Source organism: Streptomyces sp. NPDC002853 (assembly GCF_053591915.1).
In genome coordinates this window covers 136,050-152,667 of record NZ_JBSFUS010000007.1, presented here as the reverse complement: position 1 = coordinate 152,667, position 16,618 = coordinate 136,050, and the positions used below count along the sequence as shown (strand labels likewise).

Genomic DNA, 16,618 nt, shown 5'->3' with positions numbered 1-16,618 from the left:
GCTCACTCCCCGCCGCGAAGGATGGAGTTGCCCTCGTGGGTGCCTTCGGTGTCCGTGACGTCGAGCGCGAGGCGGCCGCTGAGTCCGTAGAAGGCGACCGGGTTGCGCCAGAGCACCAGGTCGACGTCGTCCTCGCTGAACCCGGAGGCGAGCATGGCGTCGGCGACCTTTCGGGTCTTGAGGGGGTCGCTCTTGCCCCAGTCGGCGGCCGAGTTGACCAGGACCCGCTCGGGCCCGTGGTCGCGCAGTATGGCCACCATCCGGTCCTCGTCCATCTTGGTGTCGGGATAGACGGAGAAGCCGAGCCAGCAGCCGCTGTCCTTGGCCTCCTTGACCGTGGTCTCGTTGAGATGGTCGACGAGGACACGGTCCAGGGGCAGTGCGGACTCCCGGACGACGTCGAGGGTGCGGCGCAGGCCCGCGAGCTTGTCGCGGTGCGGGGTGTGGACCATCGCGGGCAGCTCGTGGTCGGCGGCGAGCTGGAGCTGGGCGGTGAGCGCGGCGTCCTCGGCGGGGGTCATGGAGTCGTAGCCGATCTCGCCGACGGCCACGACGTTGTCCTTGACGAGATAGCGGGGCAGTTCGTCCAGGACGGGGGTGCAGCGGGGGTCGTTCGCCTCTTTGGGGTTGAGGGCGATGGTGCAGTGGTGGGCGATGCCGTACTGGGCCGCGCGGAAGGGTTCCCAGCCGAGGAGCGAGTCGAAGTAGTCGAAGAAGGAGGCGGGTGAGGTGCGGGGCTGGCCAAGCCAGAACGCGGGCTCGACGACGGCACGGACGCCTGCGGCGTACATGGCCTGGTAGTCGTCGGTGGTACGGGACGTCATGTGGATGTGGGGGTCGAAAATGCGCATCAGGACTCCTGTTCCTCGCCGGTGGAAGGGGCCGTGGGGGCCGGGGGCGCCGCTGCGGCCGAGGGGGCCGTAGGGGCGGTCAGGGCCAGGACGCGGTGCAGATCGTCGGGGACGGTACGACCGGCGGCGGTGCGTTCGCCGGCGTAGTCGCCGAGCATGCGGGCGAGCTCGGCGTCGGCGGCGGCCCTGCGGTCCAGTTCGGCTACGGCTTCCACGGGGACGCCGGTGAACAGGCATTTCAGGACCGCGTGCCGCCAGTCGTGCGAAGGGAGGTGCCGGGCGGCGTACGGGCCGACGGCGGCGGCGACGAGCCGCGTGTCGTTGGTGCGCAGGGCGTCCTCGACCAGGGGCAGCGCCTCGGGGCCCTGGACCAGGTGGGGCAGGGCCCGCAGGACGGCGCGGCGTTCGGCGGCGGTGCCCTGTCCGTAGATACGGGTGAGGGTGGCCGGGTCCGCTCCGGCCGCGTGCAGGAGCAGAACGCGGGCGGCGTCGGCGTGGTCCTGGCCGCAGCGTCGTCCGGCCTCGGCGAAGCGCAGCTCCCACACGGGGGTCGTGTGGTGGGCCGGTCTGTCGCGGTGGGCGGCGGCCTCCGCGGTGGCCTGGTCCAGCCAGGCGCGGGCGGCTCCGCCGAGGGTGGCTTCGATGCGGGTGCGGAGGTCTTCGATGACGGGGGCTTCGGTCACGGGGTTCCTCCTCCGGCCGGGGTGGGGATCGGCGCTGTGCGGGTCGCTTCGGCGGCCGCCCTGTGCAGGAACTCGATGGAGTGAGAGGCGAGTTGTGGGCCGGCGTGGGAGTGGCGGGGCAGTTCGACGACGGTGAGGCCCTGGTAGCCGGTGGAGGCCAGGGCTTCGAGGACGGGCGGGAAGTCGATCTCGCCGTCACCGAACGGGAGGTGTTCGTGGACGCCGCGGCGCATGTCCTCGATCTGGACGTGCCGCAGCCAGGGGGCGGCGGCGCGTACGCAGTTGGCGGGTGACTGCGGTTCGAGGCATTGGCAGTGGCCGATGTCGAGGGTGAGGCCCAGGTTCTCGGGGTCGCCCAGTGCGTGACGGAGCCGGTGGAAGTCGGCGAGGGTGGAGAGGAGGTGGCCGGGCTCGGGTTCGATGGCCAGGGGGACGCCGGCGCCGGACGAGGCGTCGAGGACCGGGCCGAGGGCTTCGGCGAGGCGCTGCCAGGCGGTGTCCTCCGGGGTGCCTTCGGGGGTGATGCCGCTGAAGCAGTGCACGGCGTGGGCGCCCAGGTCGGCGGCGACCTGCACGGCACGGATCAGCAGGCGGACGCGGGCTGCGCGTGCGTCCGGGTCGGGGTCGAGGAGCGAGGGGCCGTGCTTGCGGCGCGGGTCGAGCACGTAGCGGGCGCCGGTCTCGATCGTCACCGTCAGACCGAGGCGTTCCAGGCTGCGGGCCACGTGGCGGGTGCGGGCGGCGAGGTCGGGGGCGAGGGGATCGAGGTGCATGTGGTCGAGGGTGAGTCCGACGCCGGCGTAGCCGAGATCGGCGAGGAGCCCGAGGGCGTCATCGAGCCGCAGGTCGGTCAGGCCGTTGGTGCCGTACCCGAACCGCAAAGGCCGACGCCCAGCAGCACGCGGAACGCCTGCCCCGTCCATCGTCTCGGTCATGTGACGCTCACCTTCCGGCCGAACTTGCGGGCCGCCGGAGCCAGCGCGGCGGTCAGCAGCGCGGGGCCCAGGGCGCCGGTGCGGGCGGAGAGCGCGGCCTGGAGCGGGATCATGGCTCGGATGCCGCCGCCCACGGCCCGCTGGGTGAGTTGGGGGGACGGGTTGAGCGCGGCGTGGAAGAAGGGGCGGGCCGCGGTGGCCGCGTAGGTGACGGCGAGCGCGGCCTGGACAGCACCGCGAGCTCCGGTCCGCCAGGCGCTGCCGGACTGTCCTGAGGCGGGCCCGGTCACGCCGCCGGTGCGCCACGCTCGGCCCACCGCCTGTCCTGCCGTCAGCCCCATCACCTGCCCCACCACACGGCGGCCCCGTGACGGCTCCCCCGGGGTGAAGCCCGGCAGGCCGCGGGTGGCTGCTCCGCCGCGGCCTGCCGGGAGTTGGGAGGTTCCCGTGCCGGTGCTCGCGCCGGTGCCGACGCCTGAGCCAGCGCTGGCGCTCACGCCGGCGCCCACGCTCGCGCCGGTGTCTGCGGTAGCAAACCCGCGGCCACCGTTGGCACTGGCACTGGCACCGGCACCGGCACCGGCGTCGGCGTTGGCGCCAGCGCCTGGGGTCAGTAGTCGGGTGAGTGCGGCTGTCGCGGCGAGTGCGGCCAGGGGGGTCGCCGTGGAGCCGCCCTGTGCCTCGCGGCGCGAGACCGCGGTCACCGCGAGGGTGTGGGCGCCCAGAACGAGGGCGGAGGGCCCGGCAGCGCGAAGAGCTGAAACGGAACCCCGTAGCCCAGTACCAGCCACCCCCGCTGCCCCCGCCCCCGCCCCAGCCCCCGCCGAAGTAGCCGCCGCCCCCAGCAGCAAGTCGAGGGAGCGGGCCCCGGCCATGGCCACCGGGCCCGCCGGAGTGTGCTTGAGGCCCAGGTCGTAGGCCCACACCGTGGCCGCCAACGCGCCCGCCACCGTCAGGGCGGGGCGCCCCGCACCGGCGGCCAGGGCCAGGCCCCCTGCCGTCAGAGCCGCCGCCGCGCCCAGGGCGACCGGTGGAGCGATGCGGCCGGACGGCAGCGGGCGGTGCGGGCGTTCGACCGCGTCCTCCTTCCGGTCGGCCCAGTCGTTGAGAGCCATGCCCGCTTCGTAGAGGGAGAGGGAGGCGGCGATGGCCAGGAGCGTGCGGCGGTTGGGGTTCAGCCCTGTCGCCGCCGCACCGGCCAGGGCGTCCCCCGGAACGGTGAACAGCGCGGACACGCGCAGCAGTTCGGCCCAATCGCGGCCTGCCCCCAGAGGCGTACCACCGCCCGTACCGCCACCAGCGCCCACAGCACCAGCCCCCTTCACGCACTCACCCCCCGCAGCCGCGACGCGAAGCCCACGAGCGCCTCGTACTGCTCGGCCAGCGCCGACGACGAGCCGTCGTCCGGGTCCTTGAAGAAGAAGCCGAGTTCGCCCAACGGGCCGGTCAGGCCGACCTCGTGGGCGCGGGCCGTCAGGCGTGCCAGGTCCAGGATCAGCGGCGCCGCCAGGGCCGAGTCGCAGCCCTGCCAGGTCGTCTGCAGGACCATCCGCGCGCCGAGGAACCCGTCGAACGCGATGTGATCCCAGGCGGTCTTCCAGTCGCCGAGCGACGGGACGTCGTCGATGTGGACCTCGCCCTCCGGGGCGGAGCCGAGCGTGTCGGCGAGGACCCGTTCCTTGCCCGCGTTCTTCGCCGCGGCCGCGGCGGGGTCCGCGAGGGCGGCGCCGTCGCCGCCGCCCAGGAGGTTCGTGCCGGACCAGGCGCGGACGGCCAGCGCACGCTGGGCGAACATCGGGCCGAGGACCGAGCGGAGGAGGGTCTGGCCCGTCTTGCCGTCCCGGCCCGCGTAAGGGAGCCCGGACGAGGCCGCCGGGGACGCGAGCGCCGGGTGGTGCAAGCCCGCCGACGGGGTGAAGTTCACGTACGGGCAGCCTGCCCGCAGCGCCGCCGCCGCGTAGAGGGAGCTGGCGGGGAGCCTGTCCTCGCCCTCCACCGGCAGCGGTTCCGTCGAGGCGACGTTCACCACCACCGCACGGGCGAGCCCCCGGCGGCGTACGAAATCGCGGAGGTCGGCGGCGAAGGACTCGATCAGCTCCTCGTCCGTCCTGGTGTCGGAGTCCCCGCGGCGCGGCCCGCCCATGCGGATCTCGGCGTCCGCCGCGGCCAGTTCGGCGCCCACCGCCGAGGGGACGCCGTGCGGGAGCACGCCCCCGGCGGCCAGCTGCTCCGCACGCTTGGGCAGCGGGCACTCCACCGTGTCGTGGCCGCCGAAGACGAGCGACGACAACGTTGGCAGACCGCAGTCCGCGAACGGCGGGGTCTCCGTGATCATGCCGGTCGGCGGGTGGAGCCCGGCCGTCACGGCAGCGCACCCCGCGACAGCCGTCGTGGCGACCGAACCGCGCGCCCCGATCAGCCACACCCCGGTCGGCCCGCCACCCGGAGCACCAGTACCAGCACCAGTAGCAGGTGAACCAGAAGAACCGGTAGAGGAAGAGTTGGACATGGCTGCCTCCTGTCGTACACGCGGCGAAACCCGCGGGGGATGGGACGGCGGACGGGGATAAGACGGCGGGCGGAGGTCCGGCGTCCTCCGCCCGCCGCCGTCTAGCGGCCCACGCCGGACGCGGTGCGGGCCGGCAGGTCCTTCACCCGGATGTCACGGAAGGAGATCTGGTCGTCGGCACCGTGGTTCTGGATGCCGATGTGACCGTCCTTGAGGCTCCTCGCCGGATCCGTGTTGGTGAAGTCGTTGATCTTCACTCCGTTGAGATAGATCCGAAGGCGTTCGCCCTCGACCCGGAGTTCGTACGTGTTCCACTCCCCCGCCGGATTCAGCGCCTTGTCGCGCTTCTTCAGGTCGGCGGACTTGAAGCCGTAGACGGAGCCCGTGGTCTTCTCCGGGACGTCGGTGGCATCGATCTGGATCTCATAGCCGTTGTTCACGGCCGACCAGGGGTCGTCGGAGGGCGGGAAGCCCACGAAGATCCCCGAGTTGTCGTCGCCGTCCATGCGCCAGTCCAGCTTCAGGGAGTAGGAGCCGAGCTCCTTCGCCCCGTCGTACCAGAGCATGCCCATGCCGCCGACAGTCGTCAGGGTCCCGTCCTTCTCGTTCACCTCGAACGAACCGGGACCCGCCTGCTTCCAGGCCTCGAGCGACTTGGCCGTGCCGTCGAAGAGGGGCGTGTAGCCCTTCTCCGGGCGGCAGTCGGCCTGCGCCGCACCCGCCGCCCAGCGGATTCCGCCGAGCAGATGGGTGCGGTACGCGGGGTCGGCGAACGACTCCTTGGTGTGGCCGCTGCCCGTGTAGAAGGAGCGGCCCCCCTTGTAGTCCTGGCACCAGGCGATGGGATGGTCGCCCGACATCGAGCCGCCCGTGTAGGACGACTCGTCGAGCGAGGCGAGGACATGGGCGTGGTCGCGGGGGTTGGAACGGTAGTTGTACCACTCGTCGGTCCGCTCCCAGATCCCCGGCAGATGTGCCGTGGACGGGTGCCCGTGGTCCTCGACCTGCACCTTCGCGGGCTGGATCGCGGGGTGCGACTGGAAGTACGCGCCCGCGAGTCCGCCGTAGAAGGGCCAGTCGTACTCGGTGTCGGCGGCGGCGTGGACGCCCACGTACCCGCCGCCCTTCTTGATGTAGCCCTCGAAAGCGGCCTGCTGCTTGCCGTCGAGGACATCGCCGGTCGTGGAGAGCCAGATCACGGCGTCGTACCGCGCGAGGTTCTTGGCCGTGAAGGCCTTCGCGTCCTCGGTGGCGTCGACCGTGAAGCCGTTCGCCGCGCCCAGCTCCTTGATGGCCGCGATGCCCTCAGGGATCGAGTCGTGGCGGAAGCCCGCGGTCTTGGAGAAGACCAGGACCTTCTCACCGGCGGCCTTGCCCGCGGAACCCGCGGGTCCTTCCGGCCTGGAGGCCGCAGGACCCGACACGCAGCCGATGAGCAGGGCGGCCGTAGCGGTGGCGATGGTGATGCGTGCGGATGCCCGCATGGTGGGGTGGCCCCTTCCTCAGCGCGTGGTGAAGGTGAAGTCGTCGACCTCGTACAGAGCTCCGGAACCCTTGCCCTTGAAGACCAGGAAGAGCGTCGTCGTCTTCTTGGGTGCCTTGCTGATGGCGGCGCTCACGTCCGCGTACGTCTCCCATCCGCCGGTCGGTGCGACCTTGGCCTTGCCCAGGAGCCTGCCGGTGGCCGATCCGCTGCGGACCTCGAGCGTGCCGCCCTCGCCGGCCGACGCGACGCGCGCGGTCAGCTTGGTGGCGTTGCCGAGGATGTAGGGCTCGAAGGAGATCCAGTCGCCGTTGTTGATCTCGCCGACCGTCTTGCCGCCGTGCGCCGGGGTGTGGTTCACCACGGAGACGCCCTTGGAGTCGTTGTAGTGCTCGCCCTGGCGGTGCTTGGGCTGGACGACGTTCTGGTCGTGGGTGGTCAGCGCGGGCTGGCCGCCTGCGCCCTTGTCGGTGTACTCGGCGTCGAAGACCCCGAAGATGTTGGCGTTCGGGTCGTGTTCGCCGTCCGCGGACGTCTGCAGGGTGCCCTCACAGCCGTTGGCCGAGGTCACCGGGTGGCCGTGGCTGTCGTGGCCGAGGATGTGGGTGACCTTGACCTTCGTGCAGTCGATCGGGCCGTCCTCCTTGTCGGTCACCTTGACCTTGAAGGGGATCTTGTCGCCGAAGGTGAACAGTTGCCCGTCGCCCGGGAGTTCCAGGGTGACCTTGGGCGCGGTGTTGCCGACGGTGACGTGCGCGCTGGCCGAACCGGTGCGCCCGGTGGAGTCCTTGACGGTCACGGTCGCGGTGTAGACGCCGTTCTTCTTGTACGTGTACGAGGGGTTCTGCTGGGTCGACTTGCCGCCGTCACCGAAGTCCCACGCGTAGGTCAGGGTGCCGCCGTCGGCGTCCGTGGCCTTCGCGGTGAACTTGGTCTTGAGCGGGGCCTGTCCGCTGGTCACGGAGGCGCTCGCCTCGACGACCGGGGAGTGGCCGTCGGTGGCGTTCTCGATGCGGAAGAGGCCGGAGTTCTCGTCGCCGCCGAACCAGGCCGTGCCGTAGTCGAGAACGTAGAGCGCGCCGTCGGGGCCGAACTCCATGTCCATGATCTGGGTGCCGGTCCACGGGAACGGGTTGATGGACTGGACCGTGCCGTCCGCGCCGTGCTCGATGCGCTTGATCCAGCGCCGTCCGAACTCGCCGGCGAAGAAGTCGCCGTCGTACGCCTCCGGGAACTTCACCGGGGAGGTGTTGGCGGCGTCATAGCGGTAGACGGGCCCTGCCATCGGGGACTCGGAGCCGGAGCCGAACTCGGGGACGGAACCTCCGTCGTACGGAATCCAGGCTTCCTGCGCGGCCGGCAGGTCGGTCAGGCCGGTGTTGTGCGGGGAGTCGTTCTTCGGCGCGGCGCAGTCGAAGGCGGCACCGGAGGTCTGCGTGGCGAAGTCGTAGTCGATGTAGGCGTCGTTCTTGCCGGTGCAGTACGGCCAGCCGAAGTTGCCCGGCTTGGTCACGCGGGCGAACTCGACCTGGCCCGCGGGGCCGCGCTTGGGGTCGGCGGCTCCCGCGTCGGGGCCGTAGTCACCGACGTAGACCGTGCCGGTGGGCTTGTCGACGCTCATGCGGAAGGGGTTGCGGAAGCCCATCGCGTAGATCTCGGGGCGGGTCTTGTCCGTCCCCGGGGCGAAGAGGTTGCCGTCCGGGACGGTGTACGAGCCGTCGTCGGCGACCTTGATGCGCAGGATCTTGCCGCGCAGGTCGTTGGTGTTGCCGGCGCCGCGGCGGGCGTCGAAGGCGGGGTTGCGGTCGGCGCGCTCGTCGATGGGCGTGAAGCCGTCCGAGGCGAAGGGGTTGGAGTCGTCGCCCGTCGAGAGGTAGAGGTTGCCGTCCTTGTCGAAGTCGATGTCGCCGCCGACGTGGCAGCAGATGCCGCGGCTGGCGGGGACGTCGAGGACCTTCTTCTCGCTGGCGTTGTCGAGGGTGCCGTCGGTCTTCAGGACGAAGCGGGAGAGGCGGTTGACGCCGTCGAACTTCTTGAAGTCCTCGGCCGTGCCGGTCTCCGGTGCGTCACCGGCCGGGGTGTCGAGCGGGGGCGCGTAATAGAGGTAGATCGCGCGGTTCTCGCTGAACTTCGGGTCGAGGCCGACGCCTTGGAGGCCCTCTTCGTCGTGCGTGTAGACCGGTATCTTGCCCGCGATCTTGGTGTTGCCCGCGGCGTCCGTGAGGCGGAGCGTGCCGTCGCGGGAGGTGTGCAGGACGGAGCGGTCGGGCAGGACGGCGAGTGTCATGGGCTCGCCGGTCTCGGGCTCGCCCTTGGCGAGGGTGACCTGCTGGAAGTCCTCGGCCGCGGCGGCCTTGCCCGCAGCCGCCTTGTCCGCCTGGGCCTGGGCTGCGCGGACGGCCTCCGGGTCGGCGGCGTTCGCGGTGGGGGCGGTGAGGCTGAGGGTGGCACCGGCCAGCAGGGTGCCGGTGAAGAGGGCGAGGGTCTTGCGAAGGCTGTGGGTCTTACCGAGTCTGAGGCGTTTCCTGTGCACGGGGTTCCTCCGGAAGGGGGACGGTCGTACGCGGGCGTGGTGCGAAGAGGGCGCTGGGCGCCGGGGTGCGCCGTCACCCCGGAGAGGTTCATGTCCTGTACACATCAGGGACGGTAGCCACGTTTGTCCGGGACGGAAAGCCCTTGCACAGCAATGAAGTTCAGCTTTTTCCTTGCCCAGGACAAAGTGGCTCCGCGGCACTGCCGCTCGTGGCGGCTCAGTTCCCGCCGAACGCCGCGTCGAACGACGCCGTCGGCGGCTCGAAGTCGAAGGCCTTCAGGCTCTTCAGCGCCTCGGGCGCCCCCTGGAGGCGGTCCATCCCCGCGTCCTCCCACTCGACCGAGACAGGACCCTCGTACGCGATCGAGCGCAGCATCCGGAACACGTCCTCCCAGGGGACGTCCCCGTGGCCGGCCGACACGAAGTCCCAGCCGCGGCGCGGGTCGCCCCACGGGAGGTGCGAGCCCAGGCGGCCGTTGCGGCCGTCCAGGCGGCGCCGGGCCTCCTTGCAGTCGACGTGGTAGATCCGGTCCCGGAAGTCGTAGAGGAAGCCGACCGGGTCCAGGTCCTGCCACACGAAGTGCGAGGGGTCGAAGTTCAGGCCGAAGGCCGGGCGGTGGTCGACCGCCTCCAGGGCGCGCTGCGTCGTCCAGTAGTCGTACGCGATCTCTGAGGGGTGCACCTCATGGGCGAAGCGCACGCCCTGTACGTCGAAGACGTCGAGGATCGGGTTCCAGCGTTCGGCGAAGTCGTCGTAGCCGCGCTCGATCATCGACTCCGGCGCGGGCGGGAACATCGCCACCAGATGCCAGATCGCCGAGCCCGTGAAGCCGACGACCGTGTCGACGCCGAAGGCGGCCGCCGCGCGCGCCGTGTCCTCCATCTCGCGGGCGGCTCGCTGCCTTACGCCTTCGCCGTCCCCGTCGCCCCAGATGCGGGCGGGCAGGATCGCCTGGTGCCGCTCGTCGATGATCGCGTCACAGACGGCCTGCCCGACCAGGTGGTTGGAGATGGCCCAGCACTTGAGGCCGTACTTGTCGAGGAGCTGACGGCGCGAGTCCAGGTAGGAACTGTCGCTCAGCGCCTTGTCGACCTCGAAGTGGTCTCCCCAGCAGGCGAGTTCGAGGCCGTCGTAGCCGAAGTCGCGGGCGAGCCGGCAGACCTCCTCCAGCGGCAGGTCGGCCCACTGGCCGGTGAAGAGCGTGAAGTCGCGGGGCATGAACAGGCCTCCTCAGACCGTGACGGGGGTGGACGCTACGGAGGTGTAGACCGAGTTCTTCGCCGCGCTCTCCTCCACCGCGGCGAGCACCCGCTGCACCGACAGGCCCGCGGCGAAGGACGGCTCGGGCTGCTCTCCGGTGGCGACGGCATGCAGCAGGTCGCGCGCCTGGTGCACGAACGTGTGCTCGTAGCCGAGTCCGTGCCCCGGCGGCCACCAGGCCTCCAGGTACGGATGGCCGGGCTCGGTCACCAGGATGCGCCGGAAGCCCGATGACGCCGCGGGCTCCGTGTGGTCGTGGAAGGAGAGCTCGTTCAGGCGCTCCAGGTCGAAGGCCAACGACCCGTCAGAGCCGTTGAGTTCGAGCTTCAGGGCATTCTTGCGGCCCGCTGCGAAGCGGGTCGCCTCGAAGGAGGCGAGGGCTCCCGACGGGAAGCGTCCCGTGAAGACCGCCGCGTCGTCCACCGTGACCTGGCCGAGCGCGCTGCCTCCCTCCGCGGTGAGCCCGCTCGACGCCCCGTCGAGCAGCGGACGCTCCCGTACGAACGTCTCCGTCAGCGCCGAGACGCCCGCCACCGGCTCCCCCACCAGGAACTGCGCGAGGTCCACGATGTGCGCGCCCAGGTCGCCGAGCGCGCCCGACCCCGCCCGGTCCTTGCGCAGCCGCCAGGTGAGCGGGAAGCCGGGGTCGACCAGCCAGTCCTGGAGGTACGTGAGCCGGACGTGCCGCAGCGTGCCGAGCCGGCCTTCGGCGACCATCTGCCGGGCGAGCGCGAGGGCGGGGACCCGGCGGTAGTTGAAGCCGACCATCGCCACCTGCCCCCGCGCACGGGCCCGCTCGGCGGCCTCGACCATCGCCTCGGCCTCCTCGACGGTGTTCGCCAGGGGCTTCTCGCACAGCACGTGCTTGCCCGCGTCGAGCGCCGCGATGGCGATCTCCGCGTGGCTGTCGCCGGGGGTGCAGATGTCGACGAGATCGACGTCGTCACGGGCCACGAGGGCGCGCCAGTCGGTCTCCGCCGCCGCCCACCCGAGGCGGTCCGCCGCGGCACGCACCGCGGTGGCGTCGCGTCCGCAGACCGCCGAGAGGACCGGTTGTACCGGCAGGTCGAAGACGCGTCCGACAGTGCGCCAGCCCTGGGAGTGGGCGGCACCCATGAAGGCGTAGCCGATCATGCCCACTCCCAAGGACCGCTTCCCTGTCCCGGCCTCGTGTTCCGTCTCACGCATGCGTTACTCCTCCTCGTAAATGCTCGGTGGGGGGTGCGGACGCGCGGATCACTTGAAGCCGGTGGACATGTACTTGCCGACGTTCTCCTTGTCGACCACGGCGGAGTAGAGCGTGATGAAGGCCGGGATCTCGAACTCGGCCATCCCGCTGACGCCCTTGCCCTGGCCGAGCGCACGCGCCAGGTCGATCGCGGAGGCGGCCATGGTCGGCGGGTAGAGCACGGTGGCCTTGAGGACGCTGTCGTCGGACTCGATGGCCTGCATCGCGGAGAGGGCACCGGCGCCGCCGACCATCAGGAAGTCGTCACGGCCGGCCTGCTTGATGGCGCGCAGGGCGCCCACGCCCTGGTCGTCGTCGTGGTTCCACAGGGCGTCGAAGTTCTTCTGCGCCTGCAGGAGCTGGGACATCTTCTGCTGACCCGACTCGACGGTGAACTCGGCGGCCTGCCGGGCGACCTTCTCGATGTTCGAGTAGTTCTTCAGGGCGTCGTCGAAACCCTTGGAACGCTGCTTCGTCAGTTCGAGGTTGTCGAGACCCGCGAGCTCGACGACCTTGGCGTTCTTCTTGCCCTTGAGCTTCTCGCCGATGTAGTGCCCGGCGTTGAGACCCATGCCGTAGTTGTCGCCGCCGATCCAGCAGCGGTAGGCCTGCGGTGACGCGAAGACCCGGTCGAGGTTGACGACGGGTATGCCCGCCTTCATGGCCTTCAGGCCGACCTGGGTGAGCGCCTTGCCGTCGGCCGGCAGGATCACCAGGACGTCGACCTTCTTGTTGATCAGCGTCTCGACCTGGCCGATCTGGGCCGCGGTGTCGTTCGAGCCCTCGGTGGACTCAAGGGTGACGTCCGAGTACTTCTTCGCCCGCTCCTTGGCGTTGTCATTGATCGCGTTGAGCCAGCCGTGGTCGGCCTGCGGACCCGCGAAGCCGATGGTGACCTCCTTGCCGGGCTTGTCGTCGGCGACCGGCTGGTCCTTGCTGTCCGACCCTTCGTCCTTGGGCTCGTTGCTGGTGCACCCGGTGATGAGGGCACCGGTCGACAGGGCGGCGGCTCCGAAGAGCAGTCCTCTGCGGCTCGCGAATGGGGATGTGTCTGGCATGGCGGTGAACCCTTCGGGTCTGCGGGTCAGGGATCGGGGATCAGATGAGGCAACACGTCAATGAGTTGCGGACGTTCGTCGCTGGACCAGCACCGCGGCGACGATGATCGCCCCCTTGGCGATCTGCTGGACGGCGGTCTCCAGGTTGTTGAGCGCGAAGATGTTCTGGATCGTGATGAAGATCAGGACGCCGAGCACGGAGCCGATGATGGTGCCCCGGCCGCCGCTGAGCAGGGTGCCGCCGATGATCGCGGCGGCGATGGCGTCGAGCTCGTACAGATTGCCGTTGGTGTTCTGGCCCGACCCGGAGAGGATGATCAGCATGAAGGCCGCGATGCCGCAGCAGAGTCCGGAGAGCAGGTAGAGGTAGAGCCGCTGCCTGCGTACGTCGATGCCGGCGAGCCGTGCCGCTTCCGCGTTGCCGCCGACGGCGACCGAGCGCCGTCCGAAGGTGGTGCGGTTCAGGAGCAGCCAGCCGACGACGGTGACGGCCGCGAAGACGAGCACGAGCGGCGGTATGCCGAGGATGTAGGAGTCGCGCTCGCCGAGCTTCAACACCCCGTCCACGGTGACCATTTGGGTCTTGCCGTCGGTGATCTCGAGCGCGAGGCCCCGGCCCGACGCCAGCATGGCGAGGGTCGCGATGAACGGCACCATCCCGCCGTACGCGATGAGCATTCCGTTGACGAGGCCGCAGGCCAGACCGACGATCACGGCGGTGAACAGGATTCCCGCCACGCCGTACTCCTGGGTGGCGACCGTCGTCGCCCACACCGAGGCGAGCGCGACGATCGCGCCGACCGACAGGTCGATGCCACCGGAGATGATCACGAAGGTCATGCCGACCGTGACGACGCCGATGACGGACGCCTGGGTCAGGATCAGCTGGACGTTGTCGGTGTCGAGGAACGAGTCGGGCTGGGTGATGCCGCCGATCAGGATCAGGACGGCGAGCACGCCGAGCAGGGACAGCGTCCGCACGTCGGCACGTGCGGAGAGTGTCCGCAACGGGCTTGCGCCGTCCGCAGGGCCACTCTTCGATGTGGCGGGCCGTGGCGGCGATGCGGGCTGCGTCATGACGCCGGGCTCCCTTCGAGTACGAGGTCGAGTACGCGGTGTTCGTCGAGGTCACGGGCGGGCGCCGTATGGACGACGCGGCCCTCGCGAAGGACCAGGACACGGTCGGCGAGGCCCAGGACTTCGGGCACTTCACTGGAGACGAGCAGGACGGCGAGGCCGTCGTCGGCGAGGCGGCGGATCACGGCGTACAGCTCGGCGCGGGCGCCGACGTCGACGCCGCGGGTGGGCTCGTCGAGCAGCAGGACGCGGCAGCCGCGGAGCAGCCAGCGGGCCAGGACGGCTTTTTGCTGGTTGCCGCCGGAGAGCGTGCGCACGGGTGCGGTGGGGTTGTCGGGGCGCAGGGACAGCTCGCGGGTGGCGGTCTGTGCGGCCTTCCTCTCCGCGCCCCGGTCGAGCCAACCGCCGCGCGAGAAGCGGGACATGGAGGAGACCGACACGTTGTTGGTGACCGATTCGAGCATCAGCAGGGCCTGCGCCTTGCGCTCCTCGGGTGCCAGGCCGAGCCCCGCGCGGACGGCGGCGCGCACACTGCCGGGCTTCAACACCTGGCCGCCCAGCATCACTTGACCGCCGGTCGCCTTGCGCGCGCCGTAGATGGTCTCCAGGATCTCGGAGCGCCCGGAGCCGACGAGACCGGCCAGGCCCACGATCTCGCCGGGGCGCAGTTCGAGGTCGATGGGTTCGAACTCGCCCGTGCGGGCGAGGCCCGTGACCTTCAACACCGGTTCGGTGGTGGGGGGTCCGGTCGGCCTGTCCGGGAAGACGTACTCGACGTTGCGCCCGGTCATCAGGGCGACGACCTCGCGGGTCGGGGTCTCCTTCGCGGGGAGTCCGCCGGCCACCGCCCGGCCGTCCTTGAGGACGGTGACGCGGTCGCCGATGCGGCGGATCTCTTCGAGGCGGTGGGAGATGTAGACGACGGCGACCCCGTCCGCCGTGAGGTCGCCGACGATGCGGAAGAGGTTGTCGACCTCGTCGGGGTCGAGGGCGGCCGACGGCTCGTCCATGACGATGAGGCGTACTTCGTGCGAGAGCGCGCGGGCCATGGAGACGATCTGCTGATGGGCGGCGGAGAGTTCACCGACGAGCGTCCCCGGGTCGATCTCGCCGTGCCCGAGCCGCTTGAGCAGGGCGGCGGTCGACGCCTTGGCCTCCCGCCCCTTGACGACGAAACCGGCGGCGGTCGGCTCATGCCCGAGGTGGACGTTCTCGGCGACGGACAGGTGCTCCACCAGGTCGAGCTCCTGGTAGATGGTGGCGATGCCGAGGCGCATGGCGGCGATCGGCGACTTGAGCGTGGTGCGCTCGCCGCGCCAGGTGATCTCGCCGTCGTCGGGCTGGTGGGCCCCGGCGAGGACCTTGATGAGCGTGGATTTCCCGGCGCCGTTCTGGCCGAGGAGGCAGTGCACTTCGCCGGCCTGGACCTGGAGGTCGACGCCGTCGAGGGCGCGGACGCCGGGGAACGACTTGGTGATGCCGGACATCGTGAGCAGCGGTGGTTCTGGTGCCATGACGGTTCCCTTGGGCGGGTCGGCGGGTGCGGCCGGTTTCAGGGCAGGGCGGGGTAGGGCGATGGCCCCTCGCGGGGGCGGAGGTGTTCCGGAGCAGGGCGAGGCAGCGCGCTGTACTGGGTGAGGTGTGGTGCGGGGCGTCGTACGGGTCGTACAGGTGGTACGGGTGGTGCGTACGGATCAGGCCGGTGAGAACAGGTGGTCACTGATGAGCCGGGCGCCGCCGATGACTCCGGCGGTCGGCCCCAACTCGCCGAGGACGATGGGGAGGTTGCCGGTCGCCAGGGGCAGCGACTGGCGGTAGACCTGGGTGCGGATGGCGGCGAGCAGCGTGTGGCCGAGGCCGGTCACACCGCCGCCGATCACCACGAGGCCCGGGTTGAAGAAGCTGACGAGGCCCGCGATGACCTGTCCGGTGCGGTTGCCGCCCGCGCGGATGAGGTCGAGTGCGGTGGCGTCACCGGCGGCGGCTGCCGCCGAGACGTCGATCGCGCTGAGCTTCCCTGCGGCTTCCAGGCGGGTCGCGAGCTCCTGGGAGAGCCCTTGACCGGCGGCGTCCTCCGCGTCGCGGGCGAGTGCCGCGCCGCTGAAGTACGCCTCGAGGCAGCCCTTGTTGCCGCAGGCACAAGGCCGCCCGTCCGGTTCGACCTGGATGTGGCCGATGTCGCCCGCGCTGCCGGTCACCCCTCGGTAGACCTCGCTGCCGACGACGATCCCGCAGCCGATGCCCGTGCCGATCTTGACGCAGAGGAAGTCACCCACGGAGCGTGCGACGCCCGCGTGCTGTTCCCCCATCGCCATCAGGTTCACGTCGTTGTCGACCATGACGGGACAGCCCAGGTCCTGGCTGATGGCCTCCCGTACGGGGAAGCCGTCCCACCCCGGCATGATCGGCGGGGCGACCGGGACGCCCTCGGGGAAGCGGACGGGACCCGGGACGCCGATGCCGGCGCCGTCGAACCCTTCCGCGAGCCCGGAGGCCTTCAACTTGGCCGCCATGGCGAGGACTTGCTCGAAGACGGCGACGGGGCCTTCGCGCACGTCCATGGGCTGGTTGATGTGGCCGAGGACCTCCAGCTCGGCGTTGGTCACCGCTACGTCGACCGAGGTCGCGCCGATGTCCACGCCGAGGAAGCGGAGGGCGGGGGCCAGGCGGATGTTGTGGGAGCGGCGGCCGCCGCGCGAGGCGGCGAGTCCGTCGGCGACCACGAGTCCGGTCTCCAGGAGCCGGTCCACCTCGACGGCCAGCTTCGACCGCGAGAGGTCGACCTGATCGCCCAGCTGGGCACGGGAGTTGGGCCCTCCGTCACGCAGCAGCCGCAGCAGTCGCGCCTGGTGCGCATTGGCGGGTCGAGCCGTCATACGTCTCACGCGCCCCTCCCCGCCTCATCGGGCAACTCATGTCGTCACGCCCGGCTTTCGTTCTTCTCGCCGGGCTTTCGAGGGGAACGTAGCAGCGCCTGCCGGGAGTGGGAAGAAGTTGCGC

13 protein-coding genes are annotated in these 16,618 nt (G+C 70.9%); all 13 read right to left on the bottom strand.

Annotated features, from left to right (window positions below; translation table 11 throughout):
• Positions 1-2: 2 nt before the first annotated feature.
• Positions 3-851, bottom strand: a complete 849-nt coding sequence (locus tag ACWD02_RS20300) for a TatD family hydrolase (RefSeq protein ID WP_451212419.1) — start codon at positions 849-851, stop codon at positions 3-5.
• A complete protein-coding gene (locus ACWD02_RS20295) occupies positions 851-1,534 on the bottom strand; it encodes an EboA domain-containing protein (RefSeq protein WP_451212416.1) in 684 nt (227 codons plus the stop codon). The genes ACWD02_RS20300 and ACWD02_RS20295 overlap by 1 nt, the downstream gene beginning before the upstream one ends.
• Positions 1,531-2,469, bottom strand: coding sequence for a sugar phosphate isomerase/epimerase family protein (locus tag ACWD02_RS20290; RefSeq protein ID WP_451212413.1), 939 nt, complete (start codon positions 2,467-2,469; stop codon positions 1,531-1,533). The genes ACWD02_RS20295 and ACWD02_RS20290 overlap by 4 nt, the downstream gene beginning before the upstream one ends.
• Positions 2,466-3,740 (bottom strand): SCO3242 family prenyltransferase, encoded by a 1,275-nt coding sequence (locus tag ACWD02_RS20285; protein ID WP_451213334.1) that lies wholly within the window; start codon positions 3,738-3,740, stop codon positions 2,466-2,468. Before ACWD02_RS20285 ends, ACWD02_RS20290 begins: the two co-directional genes overlap by 4 nt.
• A gap of 50 nt (positions 3,741-3,790) precedes the next feature.
• Positions 3,791-4,978 carry an inositol-3-phosphate synthase gene (locus ACWD02_RS20280; protein ID WP_451212411.1) on the bottom strand — a complete coding sequence of 396 codons (1,188 nt, stop codon included), beginning with the start codon at positions 4,976-4,978 and terminating at the stop codon, positions 3,791-3,793.
• A 101-nt stretch (positions 4,979-5,079) separates the two neighbouring features.
• Positions 5,080-6,462, bottom strand: a complete 1,383-nt coding sequence (locus tag ACWD02_RS20275) for a ThuA domain-containing protein (protein WP_451212408.1) — start codon at positions 6,460-6,462, stop codon at positions 5,080-5,082.
• Positions 6,463-6,480: 18 nt separating this feature from the next.
• Positions 6,481-8,994, bottom strand: coding sequence for a PQQ-dependent sugar dehydrogenase (locus ACWD02_RS20270; protein ID WP_451212405.1), 2,514 nt, complete (start codon positions 8,992-8,994; stop codon positions 6,481-6,483).
• Between the two features lie 217 nt (positions 8,995-9,211).
• On the bottom strand, positions 9,212-10,213 hold the full coding sequence (locus ACWD02_RS20265) for a sugar phosphate isomerase/epimerase family protein (protein ID WP_363207726.1): 1,002 nt from the start codon (positions 10,211-10,213) through the stop codon (positions 9,212-9,214).
• Between the two features lie 12 nt (positions 10,214-10,225).
• A complete protein-coding gene (locus ACWD02_RS20260; RefSeq protein ID WP_451212402.1) occupies positions 10,226-11,443 on the bottom strand; it encodes a Gfo/Idh/MocA family protein in 1,218 nt (405 codons plus the stop codon).
• Positions 11,444-11,491: 48 nt separating this feature from the next.
• On the bottom strand, positions 11,492-12,541 hold the full coding sequence (locus tag ACWD02_RS20255; protein ID WP_451212399.1) for a substrate-binding domain-containing protein: 1,050 nt from the start codon (positions 12,539-12,541) through the stop codon (positions 11,492-11,494).
• 57 nt (positions 12,542-12,598) lie between these two features.
• Positions 12,599-13,618, bottom strand: a complete 1,020-nt coding sequence (locus ACWD02_RS20250) for an ABC transporter permease (RefSeq protein ID WP_451212397.1) — start codon at positions 13,616-13,618, stop codon at positions 12,599-12,601.
• Positions 13,615-15,132 carry a sugar ABC transporter ATP-binding protein gene (locus tag ACWD02_RS20245; protein ID WP_451212394.1) on the bottom strand — a complete coding sequence of 506 codons (1,518 nt, stop codon included), beginning with the start codon at positions 15,130-15,132 and terminating at the stop codon, positions 13,615-13,617. Before ACWD02_RS20245 ends, ACWD02_RS20250 begins: the two co-directional genes overlap by 4 nt.
• Before the next feature lie 180 nt (positions 15,133-15,312).
• Positions 15,313-16,494 carry an ROK family transcriptional regulator gene (locus ACWD02_RS20240; protein ID WP_363207731.1) on the bottom strand — a complete coding sequence of 394 codons (1,182 nt, stop codon included), beginning with the start codon at positions 16,492-16,494 and terminating at the stop codon, positions 15,313-15,315.
• Positions 16,495-16,618: the final 124 nt, after the last annotated feature.